Below are 23,438 nucleotides of genomic sequence, written 5' to 3'. Positions count from 1 at the left end.
CCTAATTTGTTGAATGAATAATGTTTTGTTTGACCGTGTGATAACAATATACTCCCAACATCATCATCAACGCGGCGATCCAAGCCTGCCACGAGAAATACGCCGTTCCCACCACGGCATTTGCCATGGTGCAGCCGCCGGTTAATGCCGCGCCAATCCCCATTAAGATACCGCCCGCCGTGCTTTTGCCAAATTCCGCGGCAGAAAGGGATTTCCACAGTAATTTTTTGCCCTGCCAAGCGGAAAGAAACGCCCCGATCACAATGCCGAAAATCAAATAAGTGCCCCAATTGAGATAGCGTTGCTGCCCCAGCACCACATATTGCACGCTGTTGCCTAACGGAATGCTGAAGCTCAAACCGAATTCACGCCCGGTTTGCGCACTCGACCACCAAGCCGCAATACTGATCAGACCGATTAACAGCGCGGTAAAGTGCGGTGACCAAGGGGCAGAAAACCCGCTAGGGAAAAATGAGGCGGTACGTTTGCTTTTTATCACGGCAATGATCGCCAACGCACTCAACGGCAGAATAAAATACAACGGTGAAATTGCCAGACTTTGCGGCACGGTGACTAATTGGCTTTGCGATTGCAGCATATTTGCCACCCAAAATTTCAACATTCCGGTTTGGGTGGCGGTGGTGGTGAGGGCAAAAATCAGCAACGTGATCCAACCCAGAATACTGCCTTCGCCGCTGCGGTATAAATGCCCTGTCACGCAGCGATTCGCCACGCTCATGCCGACCCCGAACAGAAACGCGCCAAACAAGGTTGCCGTGATCGGCATTGGCGAGCTCGGCAGACGAATCAGCCCTTGTTGTTCCAGTAGAAAAAAACCGATTGCTTGAATGGCGATTAGCAGCAATAACGGTGAAAGTGCGGTAAGATTGCGTTGAAAAACAATATTATGCAGTTGGCGCGACAGGCAAAACTGCCCGCGCTGCAATACGACACCGAGCAACAGCCCGATAAAGAGACCTGATAGCGGCATAGATTAAACCTTAATACTATGACAAAAAAAGAGGTTGTTATTACAACACAAAGTGGCAAACAAGGCTAGATTTTTGTTAGGAGGTTATATGCAAATTCCTGAACTGAATCGGATTAACGAGTTGGCGCGCAAAGCCAAGCAAACCGCACTTTCAAGCGTGGAATTAGCGGAACGTCACGCGTTAAGAAAACGCTATTTACTGGCGATTCGCGGGCAGCTCAATCATGCCCTTGCCACCGTGACGGTGGTTGATCCGCTCGGCAATGACGTAACCCCGCTGAAACTGCGCCAAGCACAACGCAGCGGCATGATGACAAATTAGATAAGGAAGGACAATATGCGTACCATTAACCAAATTTATTCCGCGCCGCGCAAACATTGGGTCGGCGACGGATTTTATGTTTCGCCGCTGTTTTCCCATATGGCGAACGACAAATTCACCAGCCCGTTTTTGATGTTGGATTATGCCATGCCGCAAAGATTCGCACCAAATGAAGCTGATCCGCGCGGCGTGGGCGCACACCCGCACGCCGGTTTTGAAACGGTGACGATTGCATTACAAGGCGAAGTGGAACACCGCGACAGCGCAGGCAACGGCGGCGTGATCGGCACCGGCGATGTGCAATGGATGACTGCCGGACGCGGCATTGTACACCAAGAATTTCACAGCGCACGCTTCAGCCGCGAAGGCGGTATGTTTGAAATGCTGCAATTTTGGGTCAATTTGCCGGCGAAAGACAAAAACGCGCCAGCGGCGTATCAAGCCCTTGCCTCCGCCGATATTCCGGTGGCGGACTTGGCGGACAACGCGGGCAAAGTGCGTGTAATTGCAGGAGATTTCAACAGTAATAAGGGCGCAGCACGCACCTTCACTGAGTTAAATATGTGGGAAATCGATCTTAATACCAACGGCAAAGCCGAGTTCAATCTACCGGCAAGCCATAATCTGATGTTAGTGGCATTGCGCGGCAACCTGTTGATTAATGGTGAAAAAATCGCACGCCCGACGGAGTTGGTCACATTTAACATGGAAGGCGGCGCGATTGAACTGCAAGCGGGCGATGAAGCGGTAAAACTGGTGCTGTTAAGCGGCGTGCCGATTGACGAACCGATCGCCGCCCACGGTCCGTTTGTGATGAACAGCCGTGAAGAGTTAATCGAAAAATTCAATGCGTTTAATCGCGGCGAGTTTGGCGGTTTATAAGATACGCAACGGCAAGTGCGGTCAGGGGGTGTGATCTGACCGCACTTTTACCTGATTTTTTCTCCCAACAATCACAACCCCGACAGTTGTTGATCTTGCGGATACTGTACCGTAAAGATTTTTTTCAGCGTTTGTTTGCTGTTCGGCGCTAAAGTGATTTTTTGTTGATAGCGTCCGTTTTCATCTAAGGTAATACTTTTCGCTGTCGGCTCAAGCAAATTCACCACGATCTCTTTCTCCACCGCTTGCGGAATACGATCGTACACGGTCAGCTCCACTGCTTCGGTGCGGTTATTGTGCAAGGTGTAGGCGGTTTCGATCCGTATCACTTTCGATTTATTGATTAAGCCGCTGTTTTCTTCGGTGCGTTTCACCGGTTCGGCTTTAACGCCGACGGTTTGGTCTTCGCCAATCAATTGCTTGAATTCCTGCCCCGGCAGCAAGGTCGGCAGAGAGCCGAAGCCGATCACATCGCCGTTATAGGCGGTGCGTAAACTGCCCCCTAGCAACGGATAGTCTCGGGTATTTTTACCGCTGACGGTCAACAGAATACTGTCTTGATAATTGGGATAAAACGCATATTCGGCACTGGCGGTTTGTTCCAATTGCGCAATCACCACATTTTGGCTGGCGAGACTGCTGGCGAGCGTAACCGCGCCCGGAATTTCAAAATGGGAAGCCACTACACCGCTTTCCACGGTTGCCTGTTGCGGCGCAGCTGCTACTAATGCCATATCGGCATTTTCCAACATCATACCGCTCCGACTTTCCGCCATTGGCACTGCCGTATTTGCCCGTGGGCGCAACTGCGGTGGTTGGTAAAAATCGATCACCCACGGCTGCAATTCCGGCACTTCGCCGACCTGAATCGGGTTGGCACTGGATAAAATCAGCTTGATATTATGCCAATCCTCATTGCTGCTTTGCTGAATTTTCGCACCGTATTGCAAGTTCAAGCGGTTATCGGCGCTGTGATAATCCAGTTGATATTGCGGGCGCCATGAGGCATTGAAAGTCGTATAGCTCAAGGTCAGCGCTTGTTTACCCGCCGCCGGGACCTGCACTTGCACCCGCACCACGCGCTGCCTCAAACTATTGTCGCCGCCCAAACGCTGATATTCCTGTTGCAGCTGCTCCAGGTTGTGTTGTTGCTGTTGCCGCTTTTCTGTCAGCACGCGCCGTTCCGCGGTTAACTCGCTATACGTGCTGCGGGAAAATTGTTGCAGGCGGTTAAATTCCTCAAATGAAATCGTCGGACTGGTCTTTTCGCCGTTCAAGCGTCCGTGTTGCAGCCATTGCAACATGGTAAATTGATTGTCGATCGCCTCCAATTCATCCTGTATCTGTTTGATTTGGTCGGTTTGGTGACGGATTTGTTGTTGCAGATCGCGTAATTGCCCTGCCGCCTGCTGTTCGCTCCAACGCACTTCATTATCCAATGACAACACGGTCAAGCCCGAACCGCCCGCTGCACTGAACTGTAACGAGCTTTCTTCCAGATTGAACGGCAAATTCTCAAAAACCAATTCATGATTGCCTGCCGCCAATTGCACCTCGCCGCGGCGTTCCACTTTTGCCTGATTTTGATACAAGGTAACTTGCCGAATCTGCGAAGCAATATTTTCCACCGCCGCTGTGGCGGGCGTGGTCCAAAGTGCGGTCGCGGCTGCAATTGCGCCGATTGTGGTTTTATTCATACAAGCCTCTTACTTTAACGACGGTTTAAATTGTTGGTTAAGAAAATCAATCACCCGTTGCATTACCTGCGGTTGCGCCCAATATACGCCGGCATGATCGGCATTTTTCACCACATAACGCTCGGCGGAAACCCCTTTTTCCGCTAACGCTTCAAACAGGATCTGAGTCTGGCTTGGCGAAACCAACACATCCGCATCGCCATGCAGTAATAAAAACGGCGGCGTATTATTGGAAATATGCGTAATCGGATTGGCTTGCGCCGCCAGTTCCGGATTGGCTTTCACCGCCCCGCCCGCCGCAAACGGCGGAATGCCGTTTAACATCAAGGCTTCGGACACGTTATCGCCGTCGTGCAGCGCTTGCACTTCCGCGCTGTAATCGGCGCCGATTTGGGTTAAATCGGACAAGCCGTAAAGATCAATCGCCGCCTGTACCACGCTGCTTTGATCGAGATTCTCGCCGACATCAAACTCACGCTCACCGTTGGTGGTTGCCGCCAACGCAGCGAAATAGCCGCCTGCCGATTCGCCCATAATCGCAATTTTGTCTTTATCAATCCCGAACTCTTCGGCATGGGCGCGCAAATAGCGCACCGCACTTTTCACGTCCAACAGCGGATCGGGAAACTTGCCTTGCGGAATATGGCGGTATTCGATACTCGCCACCACATAACCGGCTTCGGCGATCGCCAAGCGTTGTTGGATATAGTTGGCTTTCGGCGACATCAAAAATCCGCCGCCGGTGACAAACAGCACTGCCGGCAGCGGCTCTTCACTTTGCGGTTTTAGCAGATCCATTTTCAAATTGAGCGGTCGCCCCATGACCAAGGGTTGGGCATAAGTGATATCCTGCCACTCATTCACCAACGGCTTTTCAATCGCCACTTCAATCAGGGTGCTTTGCGGCGGAGCGGGGTTTAGATTCGCCACGCTTCCCAGCGGCAATGCCAGCAACAACGAACCGGTCAATTTCAACAACGCTTTCTTCATTTTTTTCTCCGAAGGATAAACATATCAATAAAACGGCAACTTACTTTACTTTGACCGCACTTTATGCCAAAAGTGCGGTATTTGCCGAGGAAATCACTTACTGCATTATAGTGACCCGTTTGTCTTTCATGCTAGAATTGAGTCACTCTTATTATTTGCACAGCCCGAAAAATCTACACGACACGAGAGCCTATGTTGAAAATTAAAAAATTTTTAATAATGCCGTTTTAGTGGAAAACGAAGACAAGGGCGAAAACGAAGCCGGTTTTATTGCGCTGCACATTTTTAATGCGCACACCGATAACGATAATATGATGGACACCATGCGCAGCACCCAAATTGTGAAAGATATTCTCGCTTTGGTCGGCTACCATTACTGGACGAAAACAGTGTGGACCATGCGCGTTTTGTGACCCATTTGCACTATTTCGCCCAACGCCTGTTCTAGCTGCAAAGTGCGGTCGGCGGCGATGATTTTCTGTATCAACAAACCCGCCAAGCCTATCCGCGCGCCTATCACTGCGTTGAAAAAATCGATCACTATCTGCAGCACCATTTTCAAAAGCGGCATATTGCTCTACCCGGTGATTATCGCCAATACTGAAGATTATCTTGATGTGATTCCCATGCAGGAAACGCACATCGCACAAGGCGAGCCGTTAATCTCGATTGTTTTGAATAAAGCATAAATTGCAACAAAAACCGCACTTGAGGCAAGTGCGGTATAACATAACCTGATACATTTCAACCAAAAGAGGAAAACAAAATGAGTAATTTAAAACCCTTTCCACACGACTTTTTATGGGGCGGTGCGACTGCCGCCAATCAAATTGAAGGCGGTTTCGATGCCGACGGCAAAGGGCTGTCCGGTGCCGATGTGGTGGCGTATGTGCCGAAAGCCGAACGCGGTGCGCACAGCGCCTCAATCGAGATCAGCTCGCAAGCGCTGGCGGATATTTTAAGCGGCAAAAAACAAGCCCGCTTTCCGAAACGCGAGGGAATCGATTTTTATCACCGCTATAAAGAAGACATTGCGCTGTTTGCCGAAATGGGCTTCAAAATGTTGCGGGTTTCGATTCACTGGGCGCGAATTTTCCCCAACGGCTATGACGAACAGCCGAACGAAGCCGGATTACAGTTTTATGACAATCTGTTCGACGAAATGCTCAAACACGGCATTCAACCGATGGTGACGCTTTGCCACTACGAAACGCCGCTGGGTCTGACTGAAAAATACAATGGCTGGGCCGGGCGCGAAGTGATCGGTCACTTCCTGCGTTATACCGAAACCGTGTTTAAACGTTATCAACACAAAGTCAAATATTGGCTGAGCTTCAATGAAATCAATATGATCACCATGCACAGCCCGTTTACCGGCGGCGGGGTGGTGATTGACCGCGTGCCGCAAGCCGAACAGGAAAATGTGAAATATCAGGCGCTGCACCACCAATTTATCGCCAGCAGCCTTGCCACCAAAGCGCTGCACGAGATTATTCCCGACGGCAAAATGGGCTGTATGCTGGCGCGCCTACCGCACTACGCCTACACCGCCGACCCGCAAGACCAACGCTTGGCGCAATGGCTAAACCAACAAAACCTGTATTTCACCGACGTACACGCGCGCGGCGAATACCCGAAATATATGCTGCGCCACTGGGCGGAAAACAATGTGCGTATTCACAAAGAACCGGGCGATGACGCGATTTTAAAACAGTATCCGGTGGATTTTATCTCGTTCAGCTACTACATGTCGCTCACCGCCACCACCCACGACCATGCGGAACGTACCGCCGGCAATCTATTGGGCGGGGTGAAAAACCCGTACCTGCAAGCCTCCGACTGGGGCTGGCAGATCGATCCGGTCGGTTTGCGCATAACCTTAAACGACATGTATGACCGCTATCAAAAACCGCTGTTTATCGTGGAAAACGGCTTGGGCGCATATGATCAGGCGGAAGCCGACGGCAGCATTCACGACGATTACCGTATCGCCTACCACCGCGCCCACATTCAGCAAATGCAGGAAGCGATCAACGACGGCGTCGATCTGCGCGGTTACCTAAGCTGGAGCGCGATTGATTTGGTCAGCATGTCCACCTCGGAAATGTCGAAACGCTACGGTTTTATCTACGTTGACCTCGACGATGACGGCAACGGCAGCAAAGCCCGTTCGCGCAAAGATTCGTTCTTTTGGTATAAAAACGTGATCGCCAGCAACGGCGGGGAACTGTAACTGCAGATAGGAGAAACCGCACTTTGAAGCTGTGATCATCAGATCAAAGTGCGGTTGCGGCTGTCAGGTAGGAATAAAATTATTCTTTATTCTCAATCGGCTTCTTCGCCAGATAGTTATACGCTACCAGCAGTACGAAAATACCGGTAATGGTGGCGGTGATCATGTTCAACGACAAATATTGCGCCATGTAGCCCAACGCAATACCGACAACGCCGAAATCGGTATCGGAGAAGGTGGTGTTGGCAAAGCCGAGTGATCCCAACACCGGCAACAAAAACACCGGCAGGAAGGTGATCAACACCCCGTGGCAAAATGCCCCCAGCATTGCGCCGCGCCGACCACCGGTCGCATTACCGAACACACCCGCCGTTGCGCCGCAGAAGAAGTGCGGTACTACGCCCGGCAGAATCAACACCCAGCTTAATTGCCCCAAAATAAACAGACCGACGATACCGCCCAAGAAACTGAACAAGAAGCCGATTAACACCGCATTCGGCGCATACGGAAAGACAATCGGACAGTCCAGTGCCGGACGGGCATTCGGAACTAATTTTTCCGAAATTCCGGTAAACGCCGGCACGATCTCCGCCAGAATCAAGCGCACGCCTGCCAAGATAATATATACGCCGGCGGCAAAGGTAATGCCTTGAATAATCGCATAAACCAGATAATTTTGTCCGCCGCTCAGGTTTTGTTCGATATACTCGCTACCGGAAGAGAGCGCTAAAATCAGATAGATCACCATCATGGTCAGGGAAATCGAAATCGAGCTGTCGCGCAAGAAGCTGAGGTTTTTCGGTAAATTGATCTCTTCGGTTGACTTCGAGCCTTTCCCCGTGGCTTCGCCGATCGCACCGGACAGCACATAACCGACAGTGCCGAAATGACCGAAACCGACTTCATTGCTGCCGGTAATGCGTTTCATATAACGGTGGGCAATCGCCGGGAAAAATGCCATGATCAAGCCCAAGGTCAATGAGCCGACAAACACCAATTGTACCCCTTCAAAGCCCGCTACGGTTAAAATCACGCCGATCATACACGCCATGTAAAAGGTGTGGTGTCCGGTCAGAAAGATAAATTTCAAGCGGGTGAAACGTGCCACGATAATATTCGCCAACATACCGAACGCCATGATCAACGCGGTTGCCGTGCCATATTTCTCTAGCGCCATCGACACAATCGCTTCATTATTCGGGATGATACCCTGCACATTAAAAGCAAATTCAAACATATTGCCGAGCGGATTCAGCGAGCCAACTAAGACGCCGGCACCGCCGCCCAACACGATAAAGCCCAAAATGGTTTTAATCGTGCCTTTAATCACATCCGGGAAGGCTTTTTTCTGTAACAATAATCCGACCAGTGCAATCACCCCGACCAGAATCGACGGGACTTTCAAAATATCAAGAATGAAAAACAGGATAGCTTCCATCATCAAACTCCTTATCGGTTAAAACTCAGCGATTAAAATACTCGCCTAATTTTTGTTCAAATTCCGCAGCGCTGACGATGTTGGTCACCACCACAATTTTATCCGGCGAAACACTGCTGCTTTCGGCGATATCGCGCGCCATCACAAACACATCCGCTTCATTCGGCGTTACCGACGCCAAATCGGTATGCCCGACTTCAGCCTCAATCCCTAACTTCACCAAGGCTTTCTTGATGTTCATTTCCATCATAAAGCTGCTGCCCAAACCATGTCCGCAGACTGCCATAATTTTCATACTGTTGCTCCTTTCGTTTTAATACCGGTTGTTAAATAAAGTTAATAACGATGTGCTACTGCGGCGATATGTTCGATATCCGCCGCTCCGATTATTTCCTCGACCGCACTTTCATCAGCCAACAATTCGGCGACCGCCGCCAGCATATCCAAATGGGAGGAATTGTCCTTCGCCGCCAATAAAATCACCAGCTTGACCGGATCATTTTCTGATCCGAAATCAATTCCCTGCTTGATCACCAATAGCGAGAGCGCTTGAGCCAACGCCCCGTCTTCCGGCCGGGCGTGCGGCATGGCAATTTGCGGCGCAATCACAAAATAAGGTCCGATTTCCTCATACAGCTGAAAAATACGATCCAGATAACGCGGCTCGATCAGCTGCCCGTCCAACAACGGTTGTGCGCATTGTTTAACCGCCTGTTGCCAGTCGGAAACCGACTCGACCAATTGGATATGCGCAAGGGGAAGATAAGATTTCAGCATAGTTCGTTCTCCAGATGATGACGATATCCAAAGTGTAAACAGCAATGTTAGCGCTATCAATCAAATAAGTCTGATTTTGTGATAGCACTAACGTTTTTAATACAATAAGCTGTTTTCACTGATTTGTTTGTTATACTTTGAATAAAAATCCATAAGGGCAACACATGTCTTCCAGCACACCTCCAACACGAACCCGACGCACCACCGGCAGGGTAACCCTGGCAGATGTTGCCAAACGGGTCGGCGTAGGGCAGATGACGGTATCGCGCGCCTTACGCACACCGGAATTGGTGTCGGACAACTTACGCAATAAAATCGAAAGTGCGGTCAAACAATTGGGTTATATCCCCAATTCCGCCGCCAGAGAGTTGGCATCGGTTTCGTCACGTAACGTGGTTGTGGTCACCTCTTCACTCACCTCAAGCGAAAATTGTCTGATTTTATCCGCTTTGCAACAAAGCCTAAAAATGCAGAATCTTCAATTGGTTATCTTAATCGCCAACGGCACGAGCTGGTTCAAGGAGTTGATCAATAATGCGCCGGCGGCGATTATCTTATTGAACCTTGCTTGTCCGCCAAAAGAGGCGCAATGGATAAAAAACAGTACGATTCCGGTGATTGAAATTGGCGCGATCAAGCCTGCCCCTTTGGGGATTAATATTGGCGTGGACAGCAAAGCGGCAATACAAACTTTAATTACATTTTTAGTGAAAAAAGGTTACCGCAATCTGGGTTTACTTTCCGCCATGCAAGATAGCGCAACCTTTCAGCACTATTTGGAAAGCTGGCAGAGCGCATTATTAAGTCAGCACATCAGCCCGCACTTGGTGCTACATCGTCCGGCTGAGACTACGTTTTCAACAGGTGCCGAATTATTCAATGAAGCCCTATTAGAGTGGGGGCAAATCGACGCCTATGTTTTTCTCTCCGATGAATTGGCATGCGGTGCGCTATGCGAACTTGCCCGCAAGCACATCGCCGTACCATACGATATCGCCATTGTCGGCATGGGCGGTTTGGACATCGGCAACGTGATTCATCCGCGTTTAACCACCATCCAAATTCCTTATGAAAAAATGGGCGAACTCGCCGGCAAAAAACTGCAAACCCTGCTACAACAAGAAAATACCTCACTTTTGCCTGAAATCATCAGTGTACCGATTAAGTTATTAGAGAGGGGGAGTGCTTGATGATTTTTTAGTGTTAGCGCAACTTCTCTTTCACCATCAAAAATATTGATCCATATCACAAATTTCTCACTAAAGTGCCACCCAGATCACAAATCTGTCTATTTTTTAATAAATGGAACCAGTTCCATGATAGTTTTTTACTAGCTAAAATTCTTTTTAGCAAACGCTAAGATGGGCAGAAATCATAATTTAACGGAGTTATTTATGAAAAAAGTATTAATGTTGTTAATGTCAATCGCAATTATCGGGTGTGGAGAAGCAGAGAACACAAACAATAATGGTGATAAACCGATAAAATTGGTTGCCGCACACAACCAAACCAATATAACCAGTCCATACCAAACCGGCATGCTAAAACTGAAAGAGTCCGCCGAACAATCCGGAAAATTTGATATCGAAGTTCATGCCGGAACTATCGGTACGAACGAAAACGAGTTAGTTGAAAAACTCGTCTTGGGCGGTGCAGATATCGTGTTGGTTTCACCGGGATTTATGACTTCTGCCGGTATCGATGAAGTGGATCTGTTTTCTTTACTCTACCTATTCAATAACTATAGTCACTGGGAGAAAGTGGTTGACAGTGATATCGGCAAGAAAATTGCCGATATCATTTATCAAAAATCGGGGAATAAATACTATGTCATCGCCTACTGGACTGCCGGTGTGCGCCATTGGTACGGTAAAAAACCGATTAATACACCTGATGATGCCAAAGGATTAAAAATCAGAACGCAAACCGCTGGTGTAGTGTCCGATTTTTGGACCTCAATCGGGGCGATTCCTACTTCCGTAGCCTGGGCGGAGCTATATCAAGCCTTAGCCAGTAATGTAGTGGACGGTTCTGAAAATGCTTATCCGTATCTTGTACCGATGGAACATCACAAAACCGCTAACGGAAAATATATTTCCGAAACCGCCCATGATTACACAACGCGCCTTTTATTAATGAAGGCAAATGTTTGGGACAGTATGAGTGAAGAGCAAAAAACAATATTAGAAACCGCAATCAAAGAAGCGACACAGGCTGAACGCAATGCTATTTATAGTGAAGAAAATCAGTATAAAGACAAAGCGATTGCAGACGGCGCCGTGATTAACAGCGTGGATACGCAACCGTTCAGTGCCACCGCCCAAACCATTCAAGATCAATGGGCGAAAAAACACGGTATGACAGATACATTACAACAAATCAGAAATACAAAATAAATTCAATTGGTTAAATTGTTAGAATTTATTTTGTTATAACCTTGGATCAGGGGGATATATGCAAAAATTGACTGATTATTTGGAAAAAATACAACTGTGGCTCGGTACACTGCTTTTGGTGATTTTTGTCATCACCACCCTGCTCCAAGTCGGCACTCGCTATTTAGGCATTAGCGCCACATGGACCGAAGAAATCTCGGTTAACGCATTTATCTGGTCTATGTTGCTGGGTGCCGCGGTGATGGCCAAACACAAACAACATTTCAGCTTCACGCTGCTGAACGGCCAGTTTTCACCGCAGAAAAAACCGCTTCTGCTTATTGTACAAGATGTCATTATCATCGTTTTCTGTGCTTTTTGCTTTGTCTACAGTGCAGAAATCACCAGTACTTTCTGGAACTCGCGTTGGATTAGTATTCCAAGTTTAAAACAAGGTTATGTCTGGCTGATCCTGCCGATTACCTTTATCAGTATCGTGATCTATTTAGTTGAAGATATGATTAAACAGATCACCGCACTTAAAAACGGCACGCCGCTATCTGATGATACCGATGACACATTAGGAGAAAAATCATGACGCTATTATTGGTAACAATCCTATTTATCGTGCTGATTCTTATCGGTATTCCAATTGCATTTTCCATTGCAATCGCCGCATTAATCGGTATCGCGACAATCAGCGGCGTGCCGAATACCATGATTCCGATGAAGATGTTTTACGGTTTGAACTCTTATGTGTTGTTGGCCGTACCGCTCTTTGTATTAACCGCCACTATTATGAACCAAGGCAATATTTCAAGAAAACTGATTGATTTTTCCTTAGGGATCGTCGGGCGTTGTCCCGGTGGTTTAGGCCATGCCAATGTGATGGTATCCATGTTGTTTGCCGGTGTAAGCGGTTCTTCACAAGCCGATACCGCCGGTGTAGGAAAAATTTTAATTCCGAATATGCTTGAAAAAGGCTACAGCCGTGAAATGGCGGTGGGGGTGACCGCTGCCTCTTCCACCATCGGCAGCATTATTCCGCCTAGCATCACGATGGTAATCTACGGCGGATTAACCAATACCTCCGTCGGTAAACTGTTTATCGGCGGCATTTTACCCGGTATTGCCATCGGTCTCGGCATGATGTTCTTTATCTATTATGTTGCGGTTCGTAGTGCACTGCCGCGCGAAGCAAAAATGCCGTGGAACGTTTTTCTGCAACTCTTTAAAAACTCGATTCCGGCATTGATCACGCCTCTGATTATTATCGGTGGAATTGTTTTCGGCGTGTTTACACCGACCGAAGCCGCCGCTTTTGCTGCCTTATATGCTTACTTCGTCAGTGCTTATTTCTATAAAACGATTACCTTTCGAGATTTACCGAAAATTTTAATCGAAACCTTAAAATTAAGCTGCTTGTCTTTATTCGCCTTGGCCGCAGCTTCCGCTTTAGGTGAGTTTTTAGGCTATTTCAGAATCAATACCTTAGTTGCCGGTTTCTTCAATGATATCGGCGGCAGCCAATATGTATTTCTATTGCTGATTATTTTATTCTTCCTGTTTATCGGTACTTTTATGGATGCTATCCCTGCGATGGTCTTATTCGTACCAGTAATTTATCCGGTGGCGCAAACAATAGGCGTTGATCCGATACAACTAGGTATTGTCATCATTATTACCCTGTCAGTAGGATTGGTCACACCGCCTTACGGATTGTGTTTATTAATTGCCAGTGTGATTGGTAATCTGCCCATTGACAGATCCTTTAAAGCAGTGATGCCGTATATTACAATTATTTTAATTGTATTGGCTATTGTTATTTTCATGCCGGCCATTTTATTGAATAATGTCTTTTTATAATCATTAGGCATGTATAATATGAAAACAACTTCGAGAAATAAAAAAGCCACGATTAGCGATGTGGCAACCTTGGCAAAAGTAGGAAAAACCAGTGTATCGCGCTATCTGAACGGCGAATTTCATGTGCTGTCGGATAATATGCAAAAGAAGATTGCACAAGCCATCGAAACGCTGAATTACCAACCTAGCCAAATCGCTCGAAGTATGAAACGCGGGCGCACCCGACTGATTGCGCTGATCTTTGCCGACATCAATAATCCCTATTCCATTGATGTCATGCAAGGGATCGAGGCCGCCAGCCGTGAATATGGTTATACCTTGCTTGTTTTTAATACCAATAATCAGTTTGAGCAAGAAAAACAGATTTTACAATTGATGTTCAGCTATCAAGTTGAAGGTGTCATTATCCATGCACTACGCACTCATGACGATAACTTTAAACAATTTTCTCTCCCTATTGTCTCTATCGATCGGCAAATCCATGAGCTGAATTGCGATGTCGTAGGTCTGGATAACGAACAAGCCTCTACGTTAGTGACGGAACATCTCATTCGTAGCGGTTTTGAAGCAATTTTATTTATCACGGAAACGATTAACGATATACAACCGCGCCAAAAACACACTGACACGTTCAAACAAATAATTACGGCAAATCAACACTGTAGTGGCACAGTCGCTGAATTAGTCAGCAGCAAGGATCAACAAAAAATGGATAGCGTCATTACTGAATTTTGTGCCAAAAATCGCGGTATGCGCAAAGCGATTATCTCGGTTAACGGTGCCGTTACACTAAATATCTCGCTTTCTCTAAAACGCTTGAAATTAGAATGGGGCAAAGATATCGGCTTAATCGGTTTTGACGATCCAATTTGGGCCGCGCTGGTCGGCGGCGGAATCACGACGCTGAAGCAACCGACGTTCCAAATAGGTTTTAACGCTTTCGAATTACTCTATCAACGCATGAATGGCGACACTTCGGATTTTCAAAATGTATTCTATCCGGGGGAATTAATCATCAGAGAATCGGCTTAAGCCAAAAGGGAGTTACCGTCTCTTTTTTAACAAGAAATGGTATCGGTTCCAACCAATTAACTGATAGAAAATAAAATTAGAGAAAAATAAAAATCAAGGAATACACATTATGCGCAGAAAAATAATTATAACCACTTCCGCTTATGGAGCCGATTACATCAAAAGCATCGGCGGACAGGGAGAAATTCTCACCGTCATCAAAGCCTCAGGCGCAGATGGGGTTGAAATCCGTCGGGAATTATTTTCAGACGAAGTATTGTCAGAACTCCCCCGACTGGCGAATAAGATCAAACAAGCTCAATTAGCCTGCTTCTATTCGGTTCCTTTTCCATTGTGGATATCACCGGAAAAAATCCATCCGCAGCTGCGGCAATATTTTGCTGAAGCACGGCAACTTAATGCCGACCTTCTCAAATTCTCACTTGGTGATTTTAAGCCTGATACGCCAGCGGTATTAGCCGATACTTTAAAGCAAATTATGGATATGTACCCTGAAATTCAATGTGTCATCGAAAATGATCAAGCCAAAAAGAGCGGTAACTTGAATAGCATGGTCGCGTTTACCCAATGGCTGACAAGACACCATGTGCCGTTGCGACTGGCTTTTGACAGCGGTAATTGGGCATGGGCGGAACAAGATCCGCAACTTGCCGCCCAACAGTTGGCGGCTTATGTCGGCTATATCCATATTAAATCAACCGCACTTGATACCACTGGAAAACGAATAACTGTTCCGCCCAAAAATCAAGAGGATCGCTATTTGCAAATCGTGCAACGATATTTACCGCAAAATGTCGCACGCGGGATTGAGTTTCCGTTAATCGGCGGCGATTTAGTCGCTATATCGCGACACTTTGTCGAACTATTGAGAGGATAACCCTATGTCAAAACAGCCTATTCTAGATGTGATTACCTATGGTGAAGCCATGGCAATGTTTGTCGCGGCTGAAACTGGAAACTTATCTGAAATTACGCATTTCACCAAACGTGTTGCCGGTGCGGAACTCAATGTCGCCACCGGCTTGGCTCGTCTCGGGTTTAAAGTGGCGTGGTTAAGTCGGGTTGGTAATGACTCTTTCGGACAATTTATTTTGCAACAACTGGCTAAAGAAAATATTCACCATGATTGTGTCAGCATTGATCCGCACTATCCGACCGGCTTTCAACTGAAAGCCAAAGCGGAGCAAGGAACTGATCCTGCGGTAGAATATTTTCGCAAAGGCTCGGCAGCCAGCTATCTATCGCTTGCCGATTTCACACCTGCGCCGTTCCTGAATGCCCGTCACCTGCATTTAAGCGGAGTTGCCGCCGCTTTATCCGACAGCAGCTACCGCTTATCATTACATTTGATCGATTTTATGCGAACGGCAGGCAAAACTATCTCTTTTGATCCCAATTTGCGTCCGACACTTTGGAAAAGCGAACAAGAGATGGTAAGAAGTTTAAACCAACTCGCCAGCAAAGCCGACTGGGTACTGCCAGGCATTAAAGAAGGACGTATTTTAACCGGTTTAAGAGCTGCCGAAGCGATTGCCGATTTTTATCTGGAAAAAGGGGTGAAAGCCGTCATTATTAAACTGGGCGAACAAGGGGCTTACTTCAAAGATCATCAGGGAAATCAAGATACGATTCCACCTTGTCCTGTGGAAAAAATTGTTGACACGGTAGGTGCCGGTGACGGTTTTGCAGTAGGAGTAATCAGTGCCTTACTGGAAGGAAAAACATTGATACAGGCCGCTAAACGCGGGAATCGTATCGGCTCTCTTGCCATACAAGTGATTGGCGACAGTGAAGGCTTGCCGACTCGAGAACAGTTGGGCGCTTTTTAATAAATCGAACCGCACTTTAAGGATAAAGCAATGAAAAAAACCGTTATTCTCTATAAAAAAATCCCGAATGAGCAAAAAGCCCGTTTAGCTTCTCACTTTAATCTCATCACTTTTGACGGCATCACAACGGATAACCGCAATAAAGTGATCGCCGCCTTAGCCCAGGCTGACGGTTTAATCGGTGCCAGCGTGCCAATCAAACAAGAACTGCTACAATTTGCACCGAAATTAAAAGCCATTTCAACCATCTCCGTCGGTTATGATCAATTTAATGTCGATGATTTAACCCAGAGAGGTATCCGTTTAATGCACACTCCCAATGTCTTGACTGATACAACCGCCGATACGATTTTCACCTTAATTTTGGCTACCGCGCGCCGCGCAGTAGAGCTGTCAATGCTAGTCCGTACCGGTCAATGGCAACACAGTATCGGTTCCGAGTATTACGGAACGGACGTACATCATAAAACCATCGGTATTCTGGGAATGGGACGGATTGGAAGTGCGGTCGCCAAAAGAGCGTATTGCGGTTTTGACATGAAAGTGTTGTACACTGGCAAGCAAGTAAACGAGCAGGTTGAACGGCAATACCAAGCCGAACGCTGCCCGTTAGATGATTTGTTACGGCGCGCTGATTTTGTCTGTATCACACTGCCACTAGTCCCGACTACGGAAAAATTGATTTCGAAAGAAAAGCTGGCTTTAATGAAGCCGTCTGCCATTTTGATTAACGCTGCACGCGGCAAAATTGTCGATCAACAAGCGCTGATAGTAGCTCTGCAAAGCGGTAGTATTAAAGCTGCTGGACTGGATGTATTTGAGGTTGAGCCGCTGCCGCCCGACTCTCCGTTAATAGCGCTGCAAAATGTCGTTCTCCTGCCACACATCGGTTCAGCTACCAGTGAAACCCGCGATAATATGGCTCGCTGTGCCGTAGATAATTTAATTGCAGCACTCAAATCTGAAAAACCAACCCAAAATTGGGTAAATCCAGCTGTAGGATAATCGGCTAACCGCACTTTAACGATGTATCCAACCTCTTAAATCCGATCCGACGAATGTTAGGCGTACCGCACTTGGCGGTTCGCTAAAAGTATAGTTAATCGGTTCCGGGAGCGCTTTGGCTATCGAATAAGGAAAAATACCGCGCACCTCCGTCTTCACGTCAGAAGAACCGTATTTGACCGTTTCATAGATCAGCGGAATGTTGCCGTTATTGATTACACTGGCATTACGCCAACCGAATTGGTATGGCACGTCAAGTTGCTGTTGATTATCTAATTGATATTGCTGTGGTATAAATAAGGCGTATTCCGTAACTTGGTTATCATCGGTCACCACCAGCAACTGATTTGCCATGCCCCATAACACCGCTGCCAATACCGCCAATCCTAATGCTAAAGTGCGGTTGATTTTGAGTGAATTTTTATAACGACTGAAGCGGAAAACCAATAATGGCAATAAAACCAGTAGAATCAATAGCGCATAAAACAGTTTAATCGGCAGCATTACAAATCCTTTATTTATCTATAATCCGGATAGCAAAAAGGGTGAACATGATGTTCACCCTCTTAGATTATTGCTTAAAAATCAATTATTTGATGATTTTCGCCACAACGCCCGCACCAACGGTACGACCACCTTCGCGAATCGCAAAGCGTAAGCCTTGGTCCATCGCAATCGGGTGAATCAGGCTGACAACCATTTTGATGTTGTCGCCAGGCATTACCATTTCCACGCCTTCCGGTAACTCGATTGTACCGGTTACGTCTGTGGTACGGAAATAGAATTGCGGACGGTAGCCTTTGAAGAACGGAGTATGACGACCGCCTTCATCTTTAGACAATACGTACACTTCTGATTCGAAGTCAGTGTGCGGAGTGATTGAACCCGGTTTCGCCAAGACTTGGCCACGTTCGATTTCTTCACGTTTGGTACCACGCAACAACGCACCGATGTTCTCACCCGCACGACCTTCGTCTAACAGTTTACGGAACATTTCGACACCGGTAACGGTGGTTTTGGTGGTGTCTTTGATACCGACGATTTCAACTTCGTCACCGGTACGTACGATACCGCGCTCAACACGACCGGTAACTACCGTACCACGGCCGGAAATGGAGAACACGTCTTCGATTGGTAACAAGAACGGTTGGTCGATCGCACGCTCCGGCTCAGGGATGTAAGTATCCAAGTGCTCTGCCAATTCGATGATTTTCGCTTCCCACTCAGCGTCGCCTTCCAACGCTTTCAGCGCAGAACCGCGTACGATTGGAGTATCGTCGCCCGGGAAATCGTATTGAGACAGAAGCTCACGCACTTCCATTTCAACCAGTTCCAACAACTCTTCGTCATCAACCATGTCGCATTTGTTTAAGAATACGATGATGTAAGGCACGCCTACTTGGCGACCCAACAGGATGTGTTCACGAGTTTGTGGCATTGGACCGTCAGTTGCCGCAACAACCAAGATCGCGCCGTCCATTTGCGCCGCACCGGTGATCATGTTTTTCACATAGTCGGCGTGTCCCGGGCAGTCAACGTGCGCATAGTGGCGGGTAGGGGTGTCGTATTCAACGTGTGAGGTGTTGATGGTGATACCGCGTGCTTTTTCTTCCGGCGCGTTATCGATTTGATCGAAGGCACGCGCAGCACCGCCGTAGGTTTTCGCCAATACGGTTGTGATTGCAGCGGTTAAGGTTGTTTTACCATGGTCAACGTGGCCGATTGTTCCCACGTTAACGTGCGGTTTTGTACGTTCAAATTTTTCTTTAGACATTTTAGTCCCTCTAAACAAACACGGTTATCGATGGTTCAGTTACCACATTAACCTAATGTAGAAATTGATTTCAACTAAAATGATGGAAGTAATAAGAAAAGAGTGGTGCTGATAGGCAGATTCGAACTGCCGACCTCACCCTTACCAAGGGTGTGCTCTACCAACTGAGCTATATCAGCGCTTGGAGCGGGCAGCGGGAATCGAACCCGCGTCATCAGCTTGGAAGGCTGAGGTAATAGCCATTATACGATGCCCGCGTTCTTATTCATCTACCCCAATCATTTGGTTTTAGAATTTGAAAATGGTGGAGGGAGAAGGATTCGAACCTTCGAAGGCTGAGCCGGCAGATTTACAGTCTGCTCCCTTTGGCCGCTCGGGAATCCCTCCACACGATACTTGTCTAATGGTGCCGACTACCGGAATCGAACTGGTGACCTACTGATTACAAGTCAGTTGCTCTACCTACTGAGCTAAGTCGGCGACGCAAACAAGTGAGGCGTATTATAGGGATATAAATTTCCCTGACAAGTATTTTTTGCAAAAAAATCACAATTTTTCATTGTTCGATTGCTTTTTAAACAAGATGAATAGGATTTAAACCGTTTTCCGCGCCAAAGTGCGGTTTTCCTCATCAATCGCGATATTATCCGGCGGAATTTTCTTTGCCTAAACGTGCCAGTAAACGATCCATTGCGCGGTAACCTAAGGCTTCGCTGATATGCTGCCGTTGAATATTTTCGCAGCTATCGAGATCGGCGATGGTGCGCGATACTTTTAAAATCCGATGATAGGCGCGCACCGATAAGCCCAAACGCAACAACGCATTCTCTAAAAAAGCGGCATCATCACTGCTTAAACGGCAATGTTGATCTAACAGTTTACCGCTGAGGTGCGCATTAATCACGCCGCTGCGTGCCAGCTGTTTTTGCCGTACCGCCACCACCTTAGACCGCACTTGTTCACTGGTTTCACCGCGATCACCTTGTTGTTGCAGGCTGCCGGCGGGCAGCAATGGCACTTCAATTGATAAATCAAAACGATCGAGAAACGGACCGGATAAGCGATTCAGATAACGCATGACTTGCTGCAGCGAAGTGCGGTTATGTACCCCCTGATAATGCCCGGTCGGGCTGGGATTCATCGCCGCAATCAGTTGAAATTTTGCCGGAAACCAAACTTTGGCATTGGCGCGTGAAATAATAATCTCGCCCGATTCCAACGGTTCGCGCAAGGCGTCCAATACTTTGCGCTCAAATTCCGGCAGTTCGTCTAAAAACAGCACACCGTTATGCGCCAATGAAATTTCTCCCGGGCGTGGATTCGAACCACCGCCGACCAGCGCCGCTAACGACGCGCTATGGTGCGGCGTGCGAAACGGACGCTGTCGCCAGGCATAACTGTTCAGACGGGTTTGCACCAAACTGGCAACGGCGGCGGTTTCAATCGCTTCTTGATCGTTCATTTCCGGCAAAAGTGCGGTCAAACGGCTGGCAAGCATGGTTTTGCCTGTGCCCGGCGGCCCTAAAAACAGTAGGTTATGTTGTCCGGCGGCGGCAATGGTTAGGGCTCGTTTGGCGTGTTGCTGCCCGATAATATCGGTTAAGCAACGGTTGGGCGCAGAAAAATCCGGTTTGGGAAAGTCCGTCATCTGCGCCAGCGGTAATTCGTCTTGTCCTTGCAAAAACGCCGCCACCTGCAACAACGATTCGGCAAAATAGGTTTCGTGTTCGCTCAATAAACCCGCTTGCTCGGCGTTTTCATTGGCAATAATCAGCTTGCGCTTCTGTTTTTTGGCTTCAATCACCGCCGGAATCACGCCCTGCGTGCCGCGCAATTCGCCGGTTAATGCCAGTTCGCCCAAAAATTCATATTGTGCCAATTTTTCCGCTGAAATCTGCCCCGACGCCGCCAGCATTCCCAAGGCAATCGCCAGATCGTAGCGTCCGCCCTCTTTCGGCAAATCGGCGGGCGCAAGGTTAATCGTAACCCGTGCCATCGGATACTCAAAGCGCGCATTAATCAGTGCGCTGCGCACCCGATCGCGCGCCTCTTTCACCGCGGTTTCCGGCAAGCCAACCAGCGTTAAACCGGGCTTGCCGCGGCTCATATGCACTTCAATCGTAACCAACGGTGCTTGCACCCCGATACAGGCGCGGCTGTAAACTATCGCTAATGACATTTTTTCTTCCACAGTAAACATAAAAGTGCCGTGAAAATATAAAAAGTGCGGTGGGAAAGGAAGTGGCGGGCAAAATGTTTGCGATCCGGATCGCAAAAATCAAAAATAGCGAATATGCTTTTATTTGTATAATAAAAAACGGTAGCTTAACTGATTAAACTACCGTTTTCATATACTGTTAAGAAATCTGCATTATTCTGCCGCTGCAAAATTCGGCGCAAACCAGCCGTCCAGTTTTGCCGCCAGTTTATCAATGCCGATTTTGTTTAATGCCGAGAAAGCCTCGACTTGAATATCGCCCTGAAACGGCAGGATCGCTTCGCGCACCAGTTTGACTTGTTTGCTGCGCGCGCTTTGGCTGAGTTTGTCGGCTTTGGTCAGCAACAGCAAGAGCGGTAATTGCGAGGCGACCGCCCATTCGATCATCTGTTGATCCAAATCTTTTAACGGGTGGCGGATATCCATTAAGATCACTACGCCGCCCAAACATTCGCGTTTTTGCAGGTATTCGCCCAGCGCCTGTTGCCATTTGATTTTCATCTGTTCCGGCACGGCGGCGTAGCCGTAACCGGGCAAATCGACGATTTTACACTGTTCTTCCACTTCAAACAGGTTGATTAACTGTGTGCGCCCCGGGGTTTTCGAGGTGCGCGCCAGACTTTTTTGGTTGGTCAGGCTGTTAAGTGCGGTCGATTTTCCGGCGTTGGAGCGCCCGGCAAAGGCGATCTCAATGCCCTCGTCTGACGGCATATGGCGGATGTCCGGCGCACTGGTTAAAAAATGGGTTTTATGATAATTCAATTTAATTTCTGACACGCTGTTATTCCTAATGTTGGTGACAAATCACATTGTCTAAAAATGAGTGGATCTTACGGGCGCTGCCCTGTACCAACTCCGTATAATCCTGTGCGCCGTCGGGTATGGTTCGTATGGCATTCGGCTTGATCGGCGCTTGTTTATAATTGAGGGGAAAATCCGAGATCACGCCGAACATACGCGGCTGTCCCTGCGGATTTTGCTGATAAAAAGTCACTGCATGAGCAACGTTCAGCGATTGATTACGCATAAAACGGCGGCAAATGTCCTCGCTGCGCAGCCGATAAACATCGACAAAACCGCCCTGCCCCAATTCATACAGTTCCAACTCACGGATATCATGTCGGATATGCCGACTGAGCGGCTGATCCTGCCGGTTCAACGCCAACAACAGCTTGCGTTCTTCCAGCTGCTGCAACAACAAAGTGCGGTCGCCGATCGTCACCGCAGGCTGCTGGCTGTCTGCCGATGTCGAAAATGTCATCTGCCGGATCTGACCTTGCGGATCAAAAAACGACAAACTGCGGTTCGGGCTGCTGCAAGCCGCTGACAAAACAGCACATATTAAGATAACAATTTGTTTTTTCGGCATATTTTATTTCAGCTTTAACGCCAATCCTCGTTCGCCGTAACGGTTTGCTTCGGCTTGTCCGCGAAAAACACCCCAGTCCAATGACAGCAACACTGCGAAAAACAGCGGTAAAAATTTGCCCAACGCCCACGCCATCATACCTTCGCTATAATTGGCGATAACATAGCACAGCACGGGAAAAATGATGATCGTCACCGCACTTCCACTGCGCCCACGGTCGTGCAAACGTTTCACCACCACGGCCAAAAAGCACCAGCCCACCAGCAACAATAAGGCGGAAGCCAAAAGTGCGGTCGGCGTTTGTTGGAACAGTTGTTGCATTGGCAGCGCATTAGCCAGCAGTAACAATACGGCAAAGCAGATCCCGAATCCTTGCCAAAACCCAACACGGTTTAAACGCCCTTTAAAGGCAAATAACAGTTGCCATAATGACATCCGCCCATATCCTCGTATTTGAGTGAATCAAAGTGCGGTCATTATAAAGGATTTCCGCGGATTTTCGAGGTAATTCGCTTAACGCTGAATTTCAGCCTCCAGATTAGGCATTCGAATCATATAACGCCCGTTGCAATTGACTAATAGAAAGTAAATAAAAACGTTCTCACAACCCGGCTTATCCTCATGCTCATTTTTTACACAA

25 protein-coding genes and 4 tRNA genes are annotated in these 23,438 nt (G+C 47.8%); 13 read left to right on the top strand and 16 right to left on the bottom strand.

Features of this window, described 5'->3' with window-relative positions; all coding sequences use genetic code 11:
- Position 1 precedes the first annotated feature (1 nt).
- On the bottom strand, positions 2–991 hold the full coding sequence (locus ACQ31U_RS07200) for a YeeE/YedE family protein (protein ID WP_431050690.1): 990 nt from the start codon (positions 989–991) through the stop codon (positions 2–4).
- 88 nt (positions 992–1,079) lie between these two features.
- Here ACQ31U_RS07200 and ACQ31U_RS07195 point away from each other — a divergent pair, with 88 nt between their 5' ends.
- Complete coding sequence (locus ACQ31U_RS07195; protein ID WP_431050689.1) at positions 1,080–1,313, top strand: DUF896 domain-containing protein; 234 nt, start codon at positions 1,080–1,082, stop codon at positions 1,311–1,313.
- A gap of 15 nt (positions 1,314–1,328) precedes the next feature.
- Positions 1,329–2,195, top strand: coding sequence for a pirin family protein (locus ACQ31U_RS07190; RefSeq protein ID WP_431050687.1), 867 nt, complete (start codon positions 1,329–1,331; stop codon positions 2,193–2,195).
- Between the two features lie 71 nt (positions 2,196–2,266).
- Here ACQ31U_RS07190 and ACQ31U_RS07185 read toward each other — a convergent pair whose 3' ends face one another.
- Positions 2,267–3,892 carry a mucoidy inhibitor MuiA family protein gene (locus ACQ31U_RS07185; RefSeq protein ID WP_431050685.1) on the bottom strand — a complete coding sequence of 542 codons (1,626 nt, stop codon included), beginning with the start codon at positions 3,890–3,892 and terminating at the stop codon, positions 2,267–2,269.
- 9 nt (positions 3,893–3,901) lie between these two features.
- On the bottom strand, positions 3,902–4,882 hold the full coding sequence (locus ACQ31U_RS07180) for an alpha/beta hydrolase fold domain-containing protein (protein ID WP_431050683.1): 981 nt from the start codon (positions 4,880–4,882) through the stop codon (positions 3,902–3,904).
- Between the two features lie 230 nt (positions 4,883–5,112).
- Between ACQ31U_RS07180 and ACQ31U_RS07175 the strand changes: the two genes are divergently transcribed.
- The 3 genes from ACQ31U_RS07175 to ACQ31U_RS07165 all read left to right on the top strand — a co-directional run bounded on the left by ACQ31U_RS07175 (position 5,113) and on the right by ACQ31U_RS07165 (position 7,115).
- Positions 5,113–5,295: a hypothetical protein gene (locus ACQ31U_RS07175; protein WP_431050681.1), complete on the top strand. Its 183-nt coding sequence runs from the start codon at positions 5,113–5,115 to the stop codon at positions 5,293–5,295.
- 57 nt (positions 5,296–5,352) lie between these two features.
- Positions 5,353–5,571, top strand: a complete 219-nt coding sequence (locus ACQ31U_RS07170) for a hypothetical protein (protein WP_431050679.1) — start codon at positions 5,353–5,355, stop codon at positions 5,569–5,571.
- Between the two features lie 77 nt (positions 5,572–5,648).
- The gene (locus tag ACQ31U_RS07165; RefSeq protein WP_431050677.1) at positions 5,649–7,115 is read left to right on the top strand and encodes a glycoside hydrolase family 1 protein; all 1,467 of its coding nucleotides are present in this window, start codon (positions 5,649–5,651) and stop codon (positions 7,113–7,115) included.
- A 79-nt stretch (positions 7,116–7,194) separates the two neighbouring features.
- On the opposite strand, the gene ACQ31U_RS07160 is transcribed toward ACQ31U_RS07165, so the two are convergent.
- From ACQ31U_RS07160 to ACQ31U_RS07150, 3 genes are read right to left on the bottom strand one after another with little or no spacing between them, the layout of a single operon-like run.
- On the bottom strand, positions 7,195–8,553 hold the full coding sequence (locus ACQ31U_RS07160; RefSeq protein WP_431054302.1) for a PTS ascorbate transporter subunit IIC: 1,359 nt from the start codon (positions 8,551–8,553) through the stop codon (positions 7,195–7,197).
- Between the two features lie 25 nt (positions 8,554–8,578).
- On the bottom strand, positions 8,579–8,848 hold the full coding sequence (locus ACQ31U_RS07155; protein ID WP_431050675.1) for a PTS sugar transporter subunit IIB: 270 nt from the start codon (positions 8,846–8,848) through the stop codon (positions 8,579–8,581).
- A 41-nt stretch (positions 8,849–8,889) separates the two neighbouring features.
- Positions 8,890–9,330, bottom strand: coding sequence for a PTS sugar transporter subunit IIA (locus tag ACQ31U_RS07150; protein ID WP_431050673.1), 441 nt, complete (start codon positions 9,328–9,330; stop codon positions 8,890–8,892).
- 164 nt (positions 9,331–9,494) lie between these two features.
- On the opposite strand from ACQ31U_RS07150, the gene ACQ31U_RS07145 reads away from it, so the two are divergent.
- The 8 genes from ACQ31U_RS07145 (at position 9,495) to ACQ31U_RS07110 (ending at position 17,437) form a co-directional block, all read left to right on the top strand.
- Positions 9,495–10,520, top strand: coding sequence for a LacI family DNA-binding transcriptional regulator (locus tag ACQ31U_RS07145; RefSeq protein WP_431050671.1), 1,026 nt, complete (start codon positions 9,495–9,497; stop codon positions 10,518–10,520).
- A 204-nt stretch (positions 10,521–10,724) separates the two neighbouring features.
- The gene (locus ACQ31U_RS07140; protein ID WP_431050669.1) at positions 10,725–11,726 is read left to right on the top strand and encodes a TRAP transporter substrate-binding protein; all 1,002 of its coding nucleotides are present in this window, start codon (positions 10,725–10,727) and stop codon (positions 11,724–11,726) included.
- 58 nt (positions 11,727–11,784) lie between these two features.
- Positions 11,785–12,303, top strand: coding sequence for a TRAP transporter small permease (locus ACQ31U_RS07135; RefSeq protein WP_431050667.1), 519 nt, complete (start codon positions 11,785–11,787; stop codon positions 12,301–12,303).
- On the top strand, positions 12,300–13,571 hold the full coding sequence (locus tag ACQ31U_RS07130; protein ID WP_431050665.1) for a TRAP transporter large permease: 1,272 nt from the start codon (positions 12,300–12,302) through the stop codon (positions 13,569–13,571). The genes ACQ31U_RS07135 and ACQ31U_RS07130 overlap by 4 nt, the downstream gene beginning before the upstream one ends.
- A gap of 18 nt (positions 13,572–13,589) precedes the next feature.
- The gene (locus ACQ31U_RS07125; protein WP_431050663.1) at positions 13,590–14,603 is read left to right on the top strand and encodes a LacI family DNA-binding transcriptional regulator; all 1,014 of its coding nucleotides are present in this window, start codon (positions 13,590–13,592) and stop codon (positions 14,601–14,603) included.
- Positions 14,604–14,712: 109 nt separating this feature from the next.
- Entirely contained in the window at positions 14,713–15,480 is a 768-nt protein-coding gene (locus tag ACQ31U_RS07120; protein ID WP_431050661.1) for a sugar phosphate isomerase/epimerase family protein, read from the top strand.
- Positions 15,481–15,484: 4 nt separating this feature from the next.
- A complete protein-coding gene (locus tag ACQ31U_RS07115) occupies positions 15,485–16,432 on the top strand; it encodes a sugar kinase (protein ID WP_431050659.1) in 948 nt (315 codons plus the stop codon).
- Positions 16,433–16,462: 30 nt separating this feature from the next.
- Positions 16,463–17,437: an NAD(P)-dependent oxidoreductase gene (locus ACQ31U_RS07110; RefSeq protein ID WP_431050657.1), complete on the top strand. Its 975-nt coding sequence runs from the start codon at positions 16,463–16,465 to the stop codon at positions 17,435–17,437.
- Between the two features lie 15 nt (positions 17,438–17,452).
- Here ACQ31U_RS07110 and ACQ31U_RS07105 read toward each other — a convergent pair whose 3' ends face one another.
- The 10 genes from ACQ31U_RS07105 to ACQ31U_RS07060 all read right to left on the bottom strand — a co-directional run bounded on the left by ACQ31U_RS07105 (position 17,453) and on the right by ACQ31U_RS07060 (position 23,233).
- Positions 17,453–17,941 (bottom strand): hypothetical protein, encoded by a 489-nt coding sequence (locus ACQ31U_RS07105; protein WP_431050655.1) that lies wholly within the window; start codon positions 17,939–17,941, stop codon positions 17,453–17,455.
- Between the two features lie 85 nt (positions 17,942–18,026).
- Complete coding sequence (gene tuf / locus ACQ31U_RS07100) at positions 18,027–19,211, bottom strand: elongation factor Tu (RefSeq protein ID WP_431050653.1); 1,185 nt, start codon at positions 19,209–19,211, stop codon at positions 18,027–18,029.
- Between the two features lie 103 nt (positions 19,212–19,314).
- Positions 19,315–19,390, bottom strand: a tRNA-Thr gene (locus ACQ31U_RS07095).
- 3 nt (positions 19,391–19,393) lie between these two features.
- Positions 19,394–19,468 (bottom strand) — tRNA-Gly (locus ACQ31U_RS07090).
- A 45-nt stretch (positions 19,469–19,513) separates the two neighbouring features.
- Positions 19,514–19,598 (bottom strand) — tRNA-Tyr (locus tag ACQ31U_RS07085).
- A gap of 17 nt (positions 19,599–19,615) precedes the next feature.
- Positions 19,616–19,691 (bottom strand) — tRNA-Thr (locus ACQ31U_RS07080).
- 163 nt (positions 19,692–19,854) lie between these two features.
- Complete coding sequence (locus ACQ31U_RS07075) at positions 19,855–21,390, bottom strand: YifB family Mg chelatase-like AAA ATPase (RefSeq protein ID WP_431050651.1); 1,536 nt, start codon at positions 21,388–21,390, stop codon at positions 19,855–19,857.
- A 192-nt stretch (positions 21,391–21,582) separates the two neighbouring features.
- Positions 21,583–22,206 (bottom strand): ribosome biogenesis GTP-binding protein YihA/YsxC, encoded by a 624-nt coding sequence (yihA, locus tag ACQ31U_RS07070; protein WP_431050649.1) that lies wholly within the window; start codon positions 22,204–22,206, stop codon positions 21,583–21,585.
- Positions 22,207–22,216: 10 nt separating this feature from the next.
- Positions 22,217–22,798, bottom strand: coding sequence for a hypothetical protein (locus tag ACQ31U_RS07065; protein WP_431050647.1), 582 nt, complete (start codon positions 22,796–22,798; stop codon positions 22,217–22,219).
- 3 nt (positions 22,799–22,801) lie between these two features.
- The gene (locus ACQ31U_RS07060; RefSeq protein WP_431050645.1) at positions 22,802–23,233 is read right to left on the bottom strand and encodes a DUF805 domain-containing protein; all 432 of its coding nucleotides are present in this window, start codon (positions 23,231–23,233) and stop codon (positions 22,802–22,804) included.
- Positions 23,234–23,438: the final 205 nt, after the last annotated feature.

It is taken from the genome of Testudinibacter sp. TW-1 (assembly GCF_050613185.1).
GTDB lineage: Bacteria > Pseudomonadota > Gammaproteobacteria > Enterobacterales > Pasteurellaceae > Chelonobacter.
Note: the sequence above shows the minus strand (reverse complement) of the source record. Positions and strands in the feature narration are given on the sequence as shown.

Coding starts and splice junctions, on each gene's coding strand:
- ACQ31U_RS07200 (WP_431050690.1), bottom strand. CDS start 991: ATGCCGCTATCAGGTCTCTTTATCGGGCTGTTGCTCGGTGTCGTATTG.
- ACQ31U_RS07195 (WP_431050689.1), top strand. CDS start 1,080: ATGCAAATTCCTGAACTGAATCGGATTAACGAGTTGGCGCGCAAAGCC.
- ACQ31U_RS07190 (WP_431050687.1), top strand. CDS start 1,329: ATGCGTACCATTAACCAAATTTATTCCGCGCCGCGCAAACATTGGGTC.
- ACQ31U_RS07185 (WP_431050685.1), bottom strand. CDS start 3,892: ATGAATAAAACCACAATCGGCGCAATTGCAGCCGCGACCGCACTTTGG.
- ACQ31U_RS07180 (WP_431050683.1), bottom strand. CDS start 4,882: ATGAAGAAAGCGTTGTTGAAATTGACCGGTTCGTTGTTGCTGGCATTG.
- ACQ31U_RS07170 (WP_431050679.1), top strand. CDS start 5,353: ATGATTTTCTGTATCAACAAACCCGCCAAGCCTATCCGCGCGCCTATC.
- ACQ31U_RS07165 (WP_431050677.1), top strand. CDS start 5,649: ATGAGTAATTTAAAACCCTTTCCACACGACTTTTTATGGGGCGGTGCG.
- ACQ31U_RS07160 (WP_431054302.1), bottom strand. CDS start 8,553: ATGGAAGCTATCCTGTTTTTCATTCTTGATATTTTGAAAGTCCCGTCG.
- ACQ31U_RS07155 (WP_431050675.1), bottom strand. CDS start 8,848: ATGAAAATTATGGCAGTCTGCGGACATGGTTTGGGCAGCAGCTTTATG.
- ACQ31U_RS07150 (WP_431050673.1), bottom strand. CDS start 9,330: ATGCTGAAATCTTATCTTCCCCTTGCGCATATCCAATTGGTCGAGTCG.
- ACQ31U_RS07145 (WP_431050671.1), top strand. CDS start 9,495: ATGTCTTCCAGCACACCTCCAACACGAACCCGACGCACCACCGGCAGG.
- ACQ31U_RS07140 (WP_431050669.1), top strand. CDS start 10,725: ATGAAAAAAGTATTAATGTTGTTAATGTCAATCGCAATTATCGGGTGT.
- ACQ31U_RS07135 (WP_431050667.1), top strand. CDS start 11,785: ATGCAAAAATTGACTGATTATTTGGAAAAAATACAACTGTGGCTCGGT.
- ACQ31U_RS07130 (WP_431050665.1), top strand. CDS start 12,300: ATGACGCTATTATTGGTAACAATCCTATTTATCGTGCTGATTCTTATC.
- ACQ31U_RS07125 (WP_431050663.1), top strand. CDS start 13,590: ATGAAAACAACTTCGAGAAATAAAAAAGCCACGATTAGCGATGTGGCA.
- ACQ31U_RS07120 (WP_431050661.1), top strand. CDS start 14,713: ATGCGCAGAAAAATAATTATAACCACTTCCGCTTATGGAGCCGATTAC.
- ACQ31U_RS07115 (WP_431050659.1), top strand. CDS start 15,485: ATGTCAAAACAGCCTATTCTAGATGTGATTACCTATGGTGAAGCCATG.
- ACQ31U_RS07110 (WP_431050657.1), top strand. CDS start 16,463: ATGAAAAAAACCGTTATTCTCTATAAAAAAATCCCGAATGAGCAAAAA.
- ACQ31U_RS07105 (WP_431050655.1), bottom strand. CDS start 17,941: ATGCTGCCGATTAAACTGTTTTATGCGCTATTGATTCTACTGGTTTTA.
- tuf (WP_431050653.1), bottom strand. CDS start 19,211: ATGTCTAAAGAAAAATTTGAACGTACAAAACCGCACGTTAACGTGGGA.
- ACQ31U_RS07075 (WP_431050651.1), bottom strand. CDS start 21,390: ATGTCATTAGCGATAGTTTACAGCCGCGCCTGTATCGGGGTGCAAGCA.
- ACQ31U_RS07065 (WP_431050647.1), bottom strand. CDS start 22,798: ATGCCGAAAAAACAAATTGTTATCTTAATATGTGCTGTTTTGTCAGCG.
- ACQ31U_RS07060 (WP_431050645.1), bottom strand. CDS start 23,233: ATGTCATTATGGCAACTGTTATTTGCCTTTAAAGGGCGTTTAAACCGT.